Origin of the sequence: Candidatus Protofrankia californiensis (assembly GCF_900634765.1) — a bacterium.
Taxonomy (GTDB): Bacteria; Actinomycetota; Actinomycetes; order Frankiales; family Frankiaceae; genus Protofrankia; species Protofrankia californiensis.
The window spans coordinates 1-1,221 of the sequence record NZ_CAAAFT010000188.1 but is presented as its reverse complement, the minus strand read 5'-3'; the positions used below and the strand labels follow the sequence as shown (position 1 = coordinate 1,221).

The window sequence follows — 1,221 nt, the reverse complement described above, 5'->3', positions numbered from 1 at the left end:
CACCCGGGCCGACCCGGCAGGGAGCGGCGGCGATGCCGACGAGGCAACCCACGATGATCGACAGCCACTGGCCGGGTGAGCGGGTGAGCGGCGATGCCGATGACGCCGCCCACGATCGCGGTCAGCACCGCCCGTACCGCCGTCCGCGCGGTGCCCGTCACACCCTGCGTCCGTATCACGGCCACAAGACCTCCAGCGCGACAGCACCACCTCGAACGGGTGACGCGCCCACACTGCCACAGGAGCCCGGCCGTTGTGCCCGTAGGACGCGGACCTGTCGGACGCTGCCCGACCTGGCCGTGGTTCAGGCGTGGCAGGCGGGTAGGCCGCCGTGGTACTCGGTCATCTCCTGGAAGGAGGACAGGATGTCCTCCGGGCCGAAGGCGCCGGCGCCCGCCGCGTCGGCGCGGGCCCGGTGCAGGTTGGACACCAGGCGTTCAGCGTCGAGCAGTTCGGCGAAGGGGCCGAGGTCGGTCTGGCGCGCGGCCTGCAGCGGTGTCAGGCCGGCGGCCGCCGACTCGGTGGCGAGGTCCCGCACCCAGCGCAGGTACGCCAGGTTCGTGTCGATGACCTCGGGCCCGGCGACCGGGCCGTGCCCGGGGACCACCACCCTCGGCCGCAGCGCGCGCAGCCGCTCCAGCGCGGTGAGCGAGCCCTCGACCGATCCCATCAGCGTGTACGGGGTCACGCCGGACATCACCACGTCTCCGGTGAACAGCACCCCGCGCTCGGGCACCCACACAACGGTGTCGTTGGTGGTGTGCGCGGGTCCGACGTGGATCAGCTCGACCCGCAGCGGGCCAAGGTGGAGGGTGAGCGCGTCCTGGTAGCCCAGGTCGGGCAGGCGTACGGACACCGCGCCCCATACCACGTCGGGCCACAGCGACTGAAGGCCCAGACCCGCGGCCCGGCTTTCCTCCCGCGTGTCGTGGTGCGCGACGACGAGGGTCCGCGGGCCGAACAGCGAGTTGCCGAAGGTGTGGTCGCTGTGGTGGTGGGTGTTCACCAGCACCTCGGGCTCTTCGCCCGCCACGGCAGCGAGCGAGTCGCGCAGCATCAGGGTGCGACGCTCGGTCGCGGCCGTGTCGACCAGCAGGGTGCGGCCGCCGGCCACGAGGATTCCCGCGTTGTTCAGGCACCATCCGCCGTCCGGCTGGATGTGCGCGTAGACGTTGTCGGCCACCTCCTCCAGGCGGGGGCGGCCGGGCTCGGCCGGGGACC

General features: G+C 73.0%; 2 protein-coding genes. Both read right to left on the bottom strand.

The genetic code is table 11. The features are described from left to right. A partial coding sequence (locus DD1DGNOD_RS27930; RefSeq protein WP_206443073.1) for a hypothetical protein occupies positions 1–185 on the bottom strand: 185 nt, incomplete at its 3' end. A 119-nt stretch (positions 186–304) separates the two neighbouring features. Then, entirely contained in the window at positions 305–1,183 is an 879-nt protein-coding gene (locus DD1DGNOD_RS10465; RefSeq protein WP_131770005.1) for an MBL fold metallo-hydrolase, read from the bottom strand. Between the last annotated feature and the right edge of the window lie 38 nt (positions 1,184–1,221).